The organism is Pseudomonas sp. FeN3W (assembly GCA_030263805.2).
Taxonomy (GTDB): domain Bacteria; phylum Pseudomonadota; class Gammaproteobacteria; order Pseudomonadales; family Pseudomonadaceae; genus Stutzerimonas; species Stutzerimonas stutzeri_G.
This window is the reverse complement of the sequence record CP136010.1, coordinates 3,668,440-3,682,298: the sequence shown is the minus strand read 5'-3', so window position 1 is coordinate 3,682,298 and position 13,859 is coordinate 3,668,440. Positions and strand designations below refer to the sequence as shown.

At 61.8% G+C, this 13,859-nt stretch carries 11 protein-coding genes and 1 pseudogene; 5 read left to right on the top strand and 7 right to left on the bottom strand.

From position 1 onward, the window contains the following. Positions 1-33: 33 nt before the first annotated feature. Entirely contained in the window at positions 34-1,932 is a 1,899-nt protein-coding gene (gene dxs, locus P5704_017380; GenBank protein ID WOF77794.1) for a 1-deoxy-D-xylulose-5-phosphate synthase, read from the top strand. A 76-nt stretch (positions 1,933-2,008) separates the two neighbouring features. On the opposite strand, the gene P5704_017375 is transcribed toward dxs, so the two are convergent. Continuing rightward, positions 2,009-2,482 carry an NYN domain-containing protein gene (locus tag P5704_017375; GenBank protein ID WOF77793.1) on the bottom strand — a complete coding sequence of 158 codons (474 nt, stop codon included), beginning with the start codon at positions 2,480-2,482 and terminating at the stop codon, positions 2,009-2,011. 117 nt (positions 2,483-2,599) lie between these two features. On the opposite strand from P5704_017375, the gene P5704_017370 reads away from it, so the two are divergent. Further along, positions 2,600-3,280, top strand: a complete 681-nt coding sequence (locus P5704_017370) for a YciC family protein (protein ID WOF77792.1) — start codon at positions 2,600-2,602, stop codon at positions 3,278-3,280. 77 nt (positions 3,281-3,357) lie between these two features. Beyond that, positions 3,358-3,780 (top strand): VOC family protein, encoded by a 423-nt coding sequence (locus P5704_017365; GenBank protein WOF77791.1) that lies wholly within the window; start codon positions 3,358-3,360, stop codon positions 3,778-3,780. Positions 3,781-3,790: 10 nt separating this feature from the next. On the opposite strand, the gene P5704_017360 is transcribed toward P5704_017365, so the two are convergent. After that, positions 3,791-4,621, bottom strand: coding sequence for an SDR family oxidoreductase (locus P5704_017360; protein WOF77790.1), 831 nt, complete (start codon positions 4,619-4,621; stop codon positions 3,791-3,793). Positions 4,622-4,707: 86 nt separating this feature from the next. Here P5704_017360 and P5704_017355 point away from each other — a divergent pair, with 86 nt between their 5' ends. Then, the gene (locus tag P5704_017355; protein ID WOF77789.1) at positions 4,708-5,523 is read left to right on the top strand and encodes a transporter substrate-binding domain-containing protein; all 816 of its coding nucleotides are present in this window, start codon (positions 4,708-4,710) and stop codon (positions 5,521-5,523) included. Positions 5,524-6,090: 567 nt separating this feature from the next. Next, positions 6,091-6,368 (top strand): annotated as a pseudogene (locus P5704_017350) (IS5/IS1182 family transposase). Between the two features lie 49 nt (positions 6,369-6,417). Here P5704_017350 and P5704_017345 read toward each other — a convergent pair. From P5704_017345 to P5704_017325, 5 genes are all read right to left on the bottom strand, one after another. Next, positions 6,418-6,573, bottom strand: coding sequence for a hypothetical protein (locus P5704_017345; protein ID WOF77788.1), 156 nt, complete (start codon positions 6,571-6,573; stop codon positions 6,418-6,420). A gap of 723 nt (positions 6,574-7,296) precedes the next feature. Further along, a complete protein-coding gene (locus P5704_017340; protein ID WOF77787.1) occupies positions 7,297-7,614 on the bottom strand; it encodes a hypothetical protein in 318 nt (105 codons plus the stop codon). A 23-nt stretch (positions 7,615-7,637) separates the two neighbouring features. Beyond that, positions 7,638-10,760: an efflux RND transporter permease subunit gene (locus P5704_017335; protein WOF77786.1), complete on the bottom strand. Its 3,123-nt coding sequence runs from the start codon at positions 10,758-10,760 to the stop codon at positions 7,638-7,640. A 2-nt stretch (positions 10,761-10,762) separates the two neighbouring features. Next, positions 10,763-12,400, bottom strand: a complete 1,638-nt coding sequence (locus tag P5704_017330; protein WOF77785.1) for an efflux RND transporter periplasmic adaptor subunit — start codon at positions 12,398-12,400, stop codon at positions 10,763-10,765. Continuing rightward, positions 12,397-13,683 carry a TolC family protein gene (locus P5704_017325; GenBank protein WOF77784.1) on the bottom strand — a complete coding sequence of 429 codons (1,287 nt, stop codon included), beginning with the start codon at positions 13,681-13,683 and terminating at the stop codon, positions 12,397-12,399. The genes P5704_017330 and P5704_017325 overlap by 4 nt, the downstream gene beginning before the upstream one ends. Positions 13,684-13,859 lie beyond the last annotated feature (176 nt).

The following is a 13,859-nucleotide window of genomic DNA, read 5'->3' as shown; positions in this document are numbered from 1 at the left end:
GCCGCTCTTTTTTCAACAACAACGATCCGCCTGATGCCCAAGACTTTTCACGAGATCCCTCGGGTTCGCCCCGCGACGCCCGTTCTTGACCGAGCGGCGACCCCCGAACAGCTGCGCCGACTGGGCGAGGCGGAACTCGAAGAGCTTGCCAACGAATTGCGCCAGGAGCTGTTGTACAGCGTCGGCCAGACTGGCGGCCACTTCGGCGCCGGCCTCGGCGTGATCGAGCTGACCATTGCCCTGCACTACGTCTACGACACGCCGGATGACCGCCTGGTGTGGGACGTCGGCCACCAGGCCTATCCGCACAAGATCCTCACCGGGCGCCGCCAACGCATGGCCACGCTGCGTCAGAAGGAAGGCCTGGCCGCCTTCCCGCGCCGCTCGGAAAGCCAGTACGACACCTTCGGCGTCGGTCATTCCAGCACCTCGATCAGCGCCGCTCTGGGCATGGCGGTCGCCGCTCGTCTCAAAGGCGAGCAGCGCAAGTCCATCGCAGTGATCGGCGACGGCGCGCTCACCGCCGGCATGGCCTTCGAGGCGCTGAACCACGCGCCGGAAGTCGGCGCCAACATGCTGGTGGTGCTCAACGACAACGACATGTCGATTTCGCGCAACGTCGGCGGGCTGTCCAACTACCTGGCCAAGATTCTCTCCAGCCGCACCTATTCGAGCATGCGCGAAGGCAGCAAGAAGATCCTCTCACGCCTGCCGGGCGCCTGGGAAATAGCGCGTCGCACCGAGGAATACGCCAAGGGCATGCTGGTGCCCGGCACACTGTTCGAAGAGCTGGGCTGGAACTACATCGGCCCCATCGACGGCCACGACCTGCCGACGCTGATCGCCACCCTGCGCAACATGCGCGACCTCGACGGCCCGCAGTTCCTCCATGTGGTGACTAAGAAAGGCAAGGGCTTCGCCCCCGCCGAAGCCGATCCGATCACCTGGCATGCGATCAGCAAGCTGGAGCCGGTCGGCGCCCCGGCCAAACCGAAGAAGCCCTCCGGGCCCAAGTACTCCAACGTGTTCGGCCAGTGGCTGTGCGACATGGCCGCCGCCGACCCGCGCCTGACCGGCATCACCCCGGCGATGAAGGAAGGCTCGGATCTGGTGGCCTTCAGCGAGCGCTACCCGGAGCGTTACTTCGATGTCGCCATTGCCGAGCAGCACGCCGTGACGCTGGCGGCCGGCATGGCCTGCGAAGGCATGAAGCCGGTGGTGGCGATCTACTCGACGTTCCTCCAGCGCGCCTACGACCAGTTGATCCACGACGTCGCGGTGCAGAACCTCGACGTGCTGTTCGCCATCGACCGCGCCGGTCTGGTCGGCGAAGACGGCCCGACCCACGCCGGCAGCTTCGACCTGTCCTACCTGCGCTGCATCCCCGGCATGCTGGTGATGACGCCCAGCGACGAGAACGAGATGCGCCGCATGCTCACCACCGGCTACCACTTCGAAGGCCCGGCCGCGGTGCGCTACCCGCGCGGCAGCGGCCCCAACGCCACCATCGAGCCAGGGCTGGAACCGCTGGAGATTGGTAAGGCCGTGGTGCGCCGTCAGGGCAGCAAGGTGGCGCTGCTGGTGTTCGGCGTGCAGCTGCCCGAGGCGTTGCAGGTCGGCGAGGCGCTGGACGCCACGGTGGTCGACATGCGCTTCGTCAAACCGCTCGATGAAGCCCTGCTGCGCGAGCTGGCGGGCAACCACGAGCTACTGGTGACCATCGAAGAGAACAGCATCATGGCCGGTGCCGGCAGCGCGGTCGCCGAGTTCCTGACTGGCGAAAGCATTCTCAAACCGATGCTGCATCTGGGCCTGCCCGACTACTACGTCGAGCACGCCAAGCCCAGCGAAATGCTCGCCGAGTGCGGCCTGGATGCCGCCGGCATAGAGGCGGCGGTGCGCAAGCGTCTGGCGGCGCTGGGCAACGCCTGACGTCGTTTCGGTGGATGGGTGGAAAACTGCGAAGCATTTTCCACCAGCCAGCGCCTCGACCATCTCCTCCGCGCATTCAGCGCAACAGCAAATCCCCCTCGATCGGCACGTAACGCGTCGCCGCACGGATCAGCGATTGCGCGGTAAGTCCGGGTACGCCATAGGCGGTCGCTTCGGCGCCGCCGGCTCGCACCCGCTCGAGCAGCAGGTCGAAATCGCCATCGCCGGACGCCAACGCCACCTCGTCGACTCGCCCCGCGGCATCCAGCACATCGATGGTGATGCCCACGTCCCAGTCGCCCTTGGCCGAACCGTCGCTGCGCTGGATATAGGGCTTGAGCTTCACCGTGAAGCCAAGATTGCGCAGGATCTGCTGGAACTGCTGCTGCCGCGCATCGCCACGCTCGATGGCGTAGGCATAGGCCTCGACGATGGTGCCGCGACGACTGACATCGGCCCACAGCGCGGAGTAGTCGAAGTGGCAGCCATGGGCCTGCCGCACGGTGTAGTAGAGGTTCTGTACATCGGCGAACAGGGCGATCTTCTTCACGCGGCGGCCCGAATCTGAAAGGGGGCTCCAGTATGGACGGCGAAATCGCGCATGTCCCGTCCTTGCCGCATCCGTTACAGTGGCGCCCCGAAACGACTACCTCACCTTCGGTCTGCAATGAACGTTCTTGCCATCCTGCGTGACGCCTGGTTCTTCTACTCCCGTCACTTCCCGACCATCGTCCGGCTCTGCCTGCCGCTGATCCTGCTCGAAAGCGCGACGCGCCTGGCGCTCGACCACTGGCTCGGCGAAAACGTCCTGCCCGCCCTGGACCTGCTGGTGGGCCTGATCTTCTACCCGCTGTACGTTGGCGCGCTGATCCTCTTTCTGGACGCGCGCAGCCGTGGCCATGATCCGGCGCTGCGCGCGGTCTACGGCCGGGCGCTGCCGTTGTGGCCGGCGTTGGCGGTGCTCTCGGGGCTGGGCACGCTGCTGATCATGCTCGGCGCCTCGCTGTTCGTGCTGCCCGGCATCTGGGTAATGGTCAAGATCGCCTTCGCCGAGTACCTGCTGGTCTTGCGCGGGCTGACACCGCTGGCAGCGCTGAAGCAGAGCTTCCTCCTCACCCGCGGACATTTTCTGCTGATACTCGGCTGCGTGATGACCGTGCTGTTGCCGATCTGGATGCTGGAAATCTGGATCGCCGCCCAGCTGTTCGCCGAGCAGACGCCGCCGCTGCTGCCGGCCATGTTGCTGGATGCCGTGGTCGGCCTGCTGCAGTTGCTGCCGACGATCATGCTGTTCCGCTGCTTCATGCTCTGCACCGAGCCGCCGATAGGTCAGCCGGACAACGACTGAGCGGCCTTTCGACGGTGGTTCAGGCGAGGCGCGCAGCGCCTGCTAGGCTTGCTTCGGCCACATCAGGAGAGCCCGCCATGGCCGAACAGAACCCAAGCATCCTTTCGCACATCTCCCTGGGCAGCAATCGCTTCGACGAAGCGGTTGCCTTCTATGACCAGGTCCTCGCCATCCTTGGCTGCAAGCGCATCCTCGAACACCCCGGCGCCGTCGCCTGGGGCCGTGAATACCCGGAATTCTGGATTCAACGTCCCTTCGACGGCGGCAGCGCGTCGGTGGGCAACGGCACCCATGTCGGCTTTTTCGCCGCGGATCAGGCCGAGGTCGACGCCTTCCATCGCGCGGCGCTCGCCGCCGGCGCAGCCGATGAAGGCACACCCGGCCCGCGCCCGGAATATGGCGAGCCCTACTACGGCTGTTTCGTGCGTGATCTGGACGGCCACAAGATCGAAGCGTCCTACTGGGACGTGGCGCTGATGCAGCAACTCTACGGCAGCTAGCCCGCCGCGTTCAGGAGGCGCGCCCGCCAAGCAGTCGCGGTAACAGCAGGCTCTGGTACAGCCGCGGAAAACAGCGCGCCAGCAGCTGGGCCTTCCAGTCCAGGTTGGACAGCACCAGCAGCCGACGCCGGCGCAGTGCGCCCTGATAGATCGCCTCGGCCACGTCCTGCGGCGAAGCGACCCGGCCGATGTCCAGCACCGGGGTCGGCGCGGTCGAGCCATCGCCAACCAGCACGTTCTTGCGCAGATCGGTGGCGGTGTAACCGGGACAGACCAGCATGACGTTGACATCGCTCTCGCGCAGCTCGCAACGCAGCGTCTCGAACAAACCGTGCAGGGCATGCTTGCTGGCGTTGTAAGCGGCCCGGTTGGGCACCGGCGCATACTGCGAAAGCGAGCTGAGTACGATGATCTGCCCGCCACGGGCGATCAGGCTCGGCAGCGCCGCCTGGGTGCAATGCAGTGCGCCATAGAAGTTCACTGCCATCACCCGCTCGAACACCGCCAGGCTGGTACTCGCCACCGGGCTGCGATGAGTGATGCCGGCGTTGTTGATCAGCACATCGATGCCGCCGTAGCGCTCCACCACCAGTGCAATCGCACGCTGCACCGCCTCGGCATCGCTGACGTCACAGCACAGGCCCAGCGCATCGGCGTTGTGATGGTCGGCCAGATGCTGCACCAGGCCATCCAGCGCATCCTGATGCAGATCGAAGATCACCAGCCGCGCGCCAGCCTGAGCCATGCGCACCGCCAGTGCACGGCCGATCCCGGCACAGCCGCCGGTGATCACCACCAGCTTGCGGTTGAATACCTTGCGATCGAACACCTTGCGCTGCATACCCCTACTCCTTCGTGCCGCACCCCTGCCTTTCGGTATGAGCATAGGTCGATATAGGCCGACATTCCTCACGCTGCTGCTGCAATATGGCGCCTGGACAACCGGGCATCGGCTGCGCATGCTTGTTGGAACAGCGCAAAGCAACGATCGATCCATTGAAAGCACTCATCTATCTGGCCCTGGCCTTCTTTCTTGGCTTACCCGCGACGGTTCTGGCCGATTCCGTTCAGCAGCGAGTGCTCAACGTCGGCTACTACGAATTCGCCCCGGCCATCTATACCGATGCCCACGGCATGGCACGCGGCGAACTGGCCGAACTGACCCGCCGCGTCGCGCGCCAGGCCGGTTACGGTGTGCGCTTTCGAGGACTACCCGGTGCCCGTCTCTATGCGGCGCTGGAAAATGGCAGCATCGACCTCTGGCCCGGTGCCAAGGGCAAGCCGGAACTGGCGAGCCATACGCTGGAAGGCCGGCATACGCTCAGCCAGATCAACCTCAACCTCTACCGCCTTGCCGGCACGCCGGCACCGCACCTGCCGGACGACCTCGCCGGCAAATCGCTGATCCTCATCGGCGGCTACAGCTACTGGCCGAACGTCAATGCGCTGCTGGAAGACCCCGACCTCGACCTGCGCCTGCTGCGCACCAGCAATCACCTTTCCGCGCTGGAAATGCTGCAGCGCAACCGTGGCGATTACCTGCTCGATTACCAGATTCCAGTGGAACAGGCCCGCCAACGGCTACGGATGGGGCCGCTGCCCTACCAGCGCCTGGCCCAGGTGCCGATCCACTTCATCGTCTCGCGTCACGCACGCGACGCCGCGGCCATCGTCACCGCACTCGACGACGCCTATGAAGCATTGCGCGACGCCGGTGAGGACCTCAGCCTGCCGTCGGACTGAGCCTACTGCCCGCGTGGCTTGGCCCGTGCGGTGGGCTCGGCGATCAGTGGGTCGTCCGGCCAGTAGTGCTCAGTATCACCTTACGTTCCCTACATTGACACTGCCAAATCGCCCGTCACCCCTACCTCTTGCGGCTATTTCGGTAATTGGCAATTGACCGTCAAACTCAAGTCCATTGATTGACACAAACTCGCGCCAATCAAGAGCAGGTTTGACGGGGGTATCAGAGCGAGCCAGCTCTAACAACGCCATGTTTGACACCCACATTCGACGCATTAAGCCCGGAAGCAGCGTTAACGTGCGGTTTGCGAATCATTACGCAGGCGTACCAAAGCAGAAATCCTCTCGACATCGGGCTCACCTTGAACCGGTCAGAGCTTAGATCTTGGCATGTGAAAGGTGCCTGAAAATTAAATCGGATTCCTTGCTCGAAGGTCGTTGCTGGATCGATGGACACTCTGAGGGCAACAACAACCCACACTAACCCCGAGGTAAATCCATGATTGGATGCCCAGAATATAGTTTGACATAGAGGGCCGCAAAATCCGCAAGCTTCAGCGCTATGGCATGCCGCAACAACGGAAATATAGTTCGACACAGCCTAACGCGTCCGCCGGAAAAGCCCCACCGCAGCCAGGAATAAAGTCTGACACCGCCGCCCTGGCTCGGCTTATTTTGCCTACTCCGCCAACTTCCTGAGCGACACCGAGCATGGCGTGATCATGTAAGTGGAAACGACTCCGGTGCATCGTACTGCCGCAGTCGACTCGACCAGAACGATGGTCGAGTGTTTCGAAGCGCAGTTCGATCTAACGCCGGAACGCCTCATTGGCTATGCCGCCTATGCGGTGCAATCCGCCTAAAGAGGTGCGTTCACGGGCCGCGGTTTGAGCTTTAGGGAAAATCCTCCTCGCTTTTCTCCACTATCAGCTCATCTCCCAGCGTCCAACCGAGTTTCGCAAGTAACTCAGATGGAAGCTCAACGATTACGTCTCCGCTGCCGTCTCCCGGATCTTGGCAGACAACTCGCCAGCTGTTAGGTGTGTCCATGACGCCACCCTCCTTACAGAAGCTAAAGTCAGAAGCATGGCGGAGACGCCTTACCATAGCGCACACCCATGTCGTAGATTCCCCCTATTTGGAGGCTAAACCATGACAGAGCCCAGCGACCACGAAATTGGCCATCCCGAGGGATTGATTCCTGCGCTCGCAGCCAGCGCCACGCATGCTGCTTACCTGCGTGCAGTTCAGGCAGGCCGTACGCTGATAATGGCGAGGGATGGATGGCTCGTTCGAATTGATCCGGACGGCTCAGAGACGCGGCTTCGCGCCTTACCCATGAAGCATAAGGTAACGGCGGGGAGCGTCTTTCATTTTAGCGCGCAATTGCGGAGCTAGGGCTGCCCAACGCGGATACGACTGCCTCACGAAAGTGGCGGGCGCAGGCAGTACCGCCAAGATCTTGAGGCGGTGAGTGCGGCAAGCTTAATCCGTACAATGCCGCTTCGTTTGCTCTGTGTAGCCCGATGAAGCACCCGATGGTGGCAATCACCGAGGCCACGCCAGGTCGCCTGGATCGAAGTAGCTGCTACAGGTAGCAGACGTGATCGACACGAAGCCTGATTTGCGTGGCTGTCCATTCGCATCGCTTGGCCTGCCGTCCGAGAATGGATTCCCGCGGCAGTTATTTGGAATCTGCGGTGCTGCTCGACCTGGCTTGTTAGCTGGCGTAAACCAAGATCCATCACGGCGACCAGATGAAGACCGGTGGAATTAGGAGGCGATGCGAATGCCGCACGCCGAGTACTTCTGGTTAAGCGCCAGATCGATTTCGGCAACGTACTTCACGTGCGCCATGCTGCACGGCACATCTATCAGGCGATGCAACGTCTTCTCTATTTTAGCCTGGGGCCTTTTGGTTGTTGACGATACCGTCGATGGAAATCGCGCCTGCACAGTCAGCAGCGACACCGTTTCGCCTCCAAGATCTATGGCTCCATTAGCGTCGCGAATGACTGATGGAGGATGCGAATCGGTGTCGGAGTCGATGCGATTACCCACCGGCCGTACGATCAGGGCGGATTCGAACAAATCGATGCTCGAATCCGCATCATTTAGCAAGCCGAACGGGCCAGGCCACGCTGTTTCACGAGCGTATAGATCGCCGGAATAACAACCAGCGTAAGAATCGTCGAAGAAACCATGCCGCCCACCATCGGCGCGGCGATGCGCCTCATCACCTCCGATCCGGTACCGGTGCCCCACATGATTGGCAACAGACCGGCCATGATGGCAACCACAGTCATTATCTTCGGCCGCACTCGATCCACCGCGCCAATTATCACTGCCTGGTAAAGGTCATCCACCGTCAGCTTTTCACCGGCAGCCTCCCGCTCTGCTCGACGCTCATCGAGCGCGTGGTCAAGGTAGATCAGCATGATCACGCCTGTCTCCGCGGCAACGCCAGCCAGAGCAATGAAACCCACCGCTACTGCAACGGAGAAGTTGTAGCCCAACGCCCACATCAGCCAAACGCCACCTACCAGCGAGAATGGCACTGAGAGCATGACGATCAGCGTCTCGGTAAGCCGCCGGAAGTTCAGATACAGCAGGAGGAAGATCACCACCAGCGTCAACGGCACTACGATTTTCAGCCGCTCGGCCGCTCTCTCCATGTACTCAAACTGGCCGCTCCAGGTGACATAATACCCAGGCGGGAAACTCACTTGCTCCTGTACAGCTTGCTGCGCCTCGCGCACGTAGCTACCGATATCCCTATCACGAATATCCACGTAGATATAGGCCGATAGCAATGCGTTCTCAGTGCGGATGCTCGGCGCGCCCTTAGTGATGCTGATGTCCGTAAGCTGGCCGAGTGGTATCTGTGCACCGCTCGGCGTCGGCACTAGCACTTCAGTGCCGATCCGTTGGGGATCGGAACGCAGCTCTCGCGGATAGCGCACATTGACGCCGAATCGCTCCCGCCCTTCGACAGTGGTGGTCACAAGCTCGCCGCCAAGGGCGGTGCTAATCACCGTTTGCACTTCCCCTACCGTCAAGCCGTAGCGGGCCAAGGCGTCATAGTCGGGCGAAATGTCGAGGTAGAAGCCGCCTGTAATACGTTCGGCAAACGCGCTGGTGGTGCCGGGCACTGCCTGCACAACCGCTTCAATCTGAGTTGCTAGCCGCTCGATCCCGGCGAGGTCCATGCCAAATACCTTGATGCCAATGGGCGTTCGAATGCCGGTGGAGAGCATGTCCAAGCGCCCTTGGATGGGCATAGTCCAGCTATTTGCCACGCCCGGAAATTTCAGCGCGTCGTTCATCTCGGCGATGAGCTTGTCCACCGTCATTCCTGGCCGCCACTCTTTCTCCGGTTTGAGGTTAACCACCGTCTCGAACATTTCCACCGGCGCCGGGTCGGTGGCCGTGGCCGCGCGGCCCGCCTTGCCAAACACCGAGGCCACCTCTGGGAAGCTCTTGATGATCCGGTCCTGCGTTTGCATGAGCTCAGCGGCCTTGGTAATAGACATACCAGGAAGCGAGGCTGGCATATACAGCAGCGTGCCCTCGTTGAGTCGCGGCATGAACTCGCTACCGAGCTGCCGCGCCGGCAAAATGCTAACGACCAAAACCACCAGCGCTACAACGATTGTCATCACCTTCCAACGCAGCACACCTTGGATGATCGGGCGGTAGACCCATATCAGAAAGCGGTTCACCGGGTTCTTGTGCTCGGGGATTATCCGCCCTCGCACGAACAGCAGCATCAGCACCGGCACCAGGGTCACTGATAGCAGCGCCGCAGCGCCCATAGCGAAGGTCTTGGTGAGCGCCAGCGGCGAGAACATCCTCCCCTCCTGCGACTCCAGCGTGAACACCGGTAGGAAGGAGACTGTGATGATCAGCAGCGAGAAGAACAGCGCAGGGCCTACCTCCCGACAGGCCTCGATTATAATATGTACACGCGGCTTCTCCGGCGGCGCTCGCTCCAGGTGCTTGTGGGCGTTCTCGATCATCACAATAGCTGCGTCCACCATCGCACCGATGGCGATCGCGATGCCGCCCAAACTCATGATGTTGGAGTTGAGCCCTAGCCAGCGCATGGCGATGAAGGACATTAGGATGCCAATCGGCAGCATGAGGATGGCCACCAGCGCACTGCGCACGTGCAGAAGAAACACAACGCACACCAGCGCAACGATGATCGACTCTTCAAGAAGCGTGAACTTGAGATTGTCGACAGCGCGCTGGATAAGATCCGAGCGGTCGTACACCGTCTCGATATTCACTCCTTCCGGCAGGCCGGGACGGATCTCCTCTATTTTGGCCTCAAGATTGTCGATCACGGACATAGCATTCTCGCCGTAGCGGGCAACGGCGATGCCGCCGACCACCTCACCCTCTCCATCGAGCTCAACGACGCCGCGACGCTCGTCCGGGCCGAGTTCGACGCGAGCTACATCACGCAGCAGAACCGGAATTCCGCGTGAAGCTTTCAGCACCAGTTTCTCGATGTCCTCTGCACCGCGCAGGTAGCCACGACCGCGCACCATGTACTCGGTCTCGCTCATCTCTACGATGCGGCCACCGACGTCGGCATTGCTGGTACGGATGACTTCAGATATCCGGCTCAACGGGATGTCATAGGCCTGAAGCTTCTGCGGGTCAACGGTGACCTGGTACTGCTGGACAAAGCCTCCGATGCTCGCAATCTCGGATATGCCTTCGGCCTTGGTGAGCTGATAGCGCACGAACCAGTCTTGCAGGGTGCGTAGCTCAGCAAGGGTATGACGTGTGCTGGTCAAGGCGTATTGGTAGACCCAGCCCACACCTGTGGCATCTGGCCCTAACGCGGGTGTCACCCCCGCTGGCAGGTTCTTCGAAGCGAAGTTGAGGTACTCCAGCACCCGCGAGCGGGCCCAATAGATGTCGGTACCGTCCTCGAAGATGACATAGACGAAGGAGGCACCGAAAAACGAGAAGCCTCGCACCACCTTGGAGTTGGGCACCGATAGCAGCGCCGTGGTAAGCGGATAGGTGACCTGATCCTCTACCACCTGCGGGGCCTGCCCAGGATATTCGGTGTACACAATCACCTGCACGTCGGATAGGTCCGGCAGTGCGTCCAGTGGGGTTTTCATTACCGCGTAGATGCCGGCGCCGATGATAATCAGCGTGGCGAGCAACACAAGGAAGACGTTGCGCACCGACCATTCAATGATTTTGGCAAGCATGCTTAATGCCCTCCATGGGAATGGCCGCCGTCCGGCATCACATGATCTGGGTGACTCCCAGACTCAGCGTCGCTACCGTGGCCCGCATCCACCTCACCCGCCGGCTTATGAAGCTCGTTGCTCTCGTAACTGCCGCTATCACTGTGATCGTCGTGTCCAGCATGACGATGAAGTGCATCGGCATTGCCTGGCGCGGCGGGACCGTCAGGCCCGACGGCGGCTCCATGGGCATGGGGATCCGCTTCTGCAGTCGAAGCCGACTTCCCACTCATGCCGCTTAGCGCTGCCTTTAGGTTGCTCTCGGCGTCTATCAGGAAGTTGGCGCGCGTGACTACTGACTCGCCCTCCCCCAGCCCTTCCAACACCTCAAGGTAGCCGTCGGCACGCCTGCCTGTGCGCAGTTCGCGCGGCTCAAAGCGACCTTCGCCCAGGGCAACCAGCGCAATCCGGCGAGTACCGCTGTCGATTACCGCCGAGTCAGGCACTGCGAGCACCGGCGCCTGCTCACCTGCTGCGAGCTGAGCGGTGCCGAACATAGCCGGCTTAAGCAGGCCGTCGGGATTGGTTAGCTCGATGCGAACCCTGGCGGTGCGAGTCTCCGGCGACAGATCGGGATAAACGAAGGTTACCTCGCCCCTAAAGCGCCGGTCGGGATAGGCGCTTACCGTAAGCTGCGCCTTCTGCCCAAGCTGAACTAACGCCAGATCCTGCTCGAAAACCTCAGCGATAAGCCAGACGGTATCGAGATCCGCGATTCGGTAGAGGGCATCCCCTGGCTGAAAGCGCATACCTTCAACCGATGGCTTATCCAATACCACGCCATCCACGGGCGCGGCGATCGTCAAAGTGCGAGTTACCTTGCCAGTACGACGCAACCGTTCAAGCTGTGCTTCCCCGATATCCCAATTGCGTAGCCGCTCAAGGGCAGAATAGGAGAGGGAGGCGAGCCCCTTTTGCGCGGCCGCGCTGCCGCCGGCAAGACTTTGCTGCCCGGCATTGGCGATCAGGAACTCCTGCTGCGCCGACACCAGCTCGGGGCTGTAGACCTCCATAAGTGGCTGGCCTTTGCGAACCGGCTCACCGGTCGTGTTGACGTAGAGCTTTTCGATCCAACCCTCAAACTTGGGCGCCAAGGTGTATTGGCCGCGCTCGTCGACCTGCACCGTACCGACTGCACGCACTGTACGGGTGAGCACGCGGCGCTCAACTGGCGAAGACAGTACACCCAGCAACTGCACCTTCTCAGGGCTGATTACAACGGTGTTTCCCGATTCATCACCCTCATAAACGGGGATGTACTCCATACCCATGGAGTCCTTCTTCGGCACCGGGGAGGTGTCCGGCAGTCCCATGGGATTGCGGTAGTACAGGATCTTGCGCTCGCCCTGCGCGGCAGCAGGCCCCTTGTCGGCGTAGACCGGGATGTAGTCCATCCCCATCGGATCCTTCTTGGGCACTGGCGACGTGTCGGGCAGCCCCATGGGGTTGCGGTAGTACAGAACCTTGCGCTCTTGTGGGGCGGTGCTTCCAGCTACCTCCGAGGAGCCTGTCCTTTGCGCCACCATGTAGCCACCACCGAAGCCGGCGATTGCCGTCGCAAGGGCGAGCGCACCTGCGCCGAAAATCATGCTGCGATTCATAGTTCTGCTCCGACAAGACGTTCCAATTCCACCACTTGGACTCGTTGCTCCAGCGCCAGCGAGAGCAGCGACAGCCTCAGCTGGCGAATCTGTCGCTGGGCATCAAGCAAGGTCGCGAAATCGACGTTGCCGGTCTGATAGCTGGCGAGCGCCGATTGATAGGTGAGCTCCGCCTGCGGCAGGAGCGTTCTGTCAATCAGTTCGTGCTGTCGAAAGGCTGTCTCCAACGCCGACCACGCTTCACCTACGCTGCCCGCGAGACGGCTGTTGACCGCCTCGCGACGAGCCTCGGCGGCGTAGCGCAAGGAAACGGCCTCGCGCTGCTCTGCGCTGCGGCGTTTGCCCCACAGCGGGATATTCATCTCCAGCATCAACTCGAACTCTTCGGCCCGGTTACCCATCTGGACGACGGCAGTGCCGACGGTGATATCCGGAATCCAGTTTCGGCTGGCAAGCGCCTCAGCACGCTGGGCCTCTTGAATTCGTGCATTGAGCTCAGCCAGTTGAGGATTGCCACCGAAGATACGAGCCTGCAGCTCAGCCAAGGTCGGCACTGATGCAGGCAGAGCAGGCCAACCGGCGGGCTCCGCCAGCGGCGAGTTCGCAGGGCGCGCCAAGATGCCGTTCAACCGCGCCGCCGTGCCGCGTCGGTCGCGTTCCAGCGTCAGCAGCTCGCTCTGCAGACTGGTGTGCTCGGTCTGAGCCTTGATCACGTCCTGTTGCGGCGCAAGCCCCACTCTGTAGCGAGCTTGGGCAATACTCTCAAGCTCATCCACCAGCGCCCGCAGCTCCTCGGTGACCTGGATGGCTGCGTGGGCATACTGGTATTCGTTGAAGGCAAGCTTGACGAGACTCCTGAGCTCGACTCGGCTCAGGCGCTCGCGGGCCGCTGCCTGCTCGGCGCCCGCCTCTGCGATCTCGCGAGCAAGCCCCCGCTTGCCGCCAATAGGAAAAGTCTGACGGAACGCGTAACGTGTGCTGCCAACGCCGCTGGGCGATAGGATCGGGTCGTCGCGGGCGATGCCCATTTCCTCAAAAGTGAGCATCGGGTCCGGGAGCGCACCGGCTACATCGGGACGCTCCCAGGCGGCCTGCCTCTCATGCCCGACAGCCCGGAGCTCTGGGCTCTGCCGTTCAAGCAGGTCTAGCAGCGGAGGCAACGTGGCGCCAAGCTCGGCTGACCCTGGCGAAGCCTGCGCGCCGCTGCTCAGAGCAAGGCCTAGGATGACGGGTGCTAGCAGCCCCCAACTGCGGACGGGCAGCGGCTGAACGATCCAGTTCATAGAATCTCCTTACTGCAGTGCCGGTCCCGTTGATTGCAGCAACGACAACTAGAATATTCGAGGACTTCGGCTTGCGCACCACGCCAGTCATGAGCGGAGAGCGGAAACGGGTGTGCCGACCAGGCGCGATATTTGATCAAGTCATTCATCATGTTTAACTCCGAAGCACGCAAATT